Source organism: Pseudomonas sp. LSJ-87 (assembly GCF_032971465.1).
Lineage (GTDB): Bacteria > Pseudomonadota > Gammaproteobacteria > Pseudomonadales > Pseudomonadaceae > Aquipseudomonas > Aquipseudomonas putida_Z.
Window position 1 is genome coordinate 1 of sequence record NZ_JAWJYQ010000123.1, and the last position, 389, is coordinate 389.

Genomic DNA, 389 nt, shown 5'->3' on the forward strand with positions numbered 1-389 from the left:
GCTACGACGCCGGCGCCGACGGTACGACCGCCTTCACGGATAGCGAAGCGCAGACCGTCTTCCATTGCGATGGTCTTGATCAGGGTAACAGTCATCTGAATGTTGTCACCTGGCATTACCATTTCAACGCCTTCCGGCAGTTCGCAGTTACCGGTCACGTCAGTGGTACGGAAGTAGAACTGAGGACGGTAGCCTTTGAAGAACGGAGTGTGACGGCCGCCTTCTTCCTTCGACAGGACGTAGACTTCTGCGGTGAACTTGGTGTGCGGCTTGACCGAACCTGGCTTGACCAGAACCTGGCCACGCTCAACGTCGTCACGCTTGGTACCACGCAGCAGAACGCCGCAGTTCTCGCCAGCACGGCCTTCGTCCAGCAGCTTGCGGAACAT

Annotated in this window: 1 protein-coding gene; it reads right to left on the reverse strand. The window is 58.1% G+C overall.

Annotation, left to right across the window (positions count from 1 at the left end; genetic code table 11):
* Positions 1-389 (reverse strand): elongation factor Tu (locus RYH74_RS26355; protein ID WP_317410631.1); only part of this gene is annotated, 389 nt, incomplete at both ends.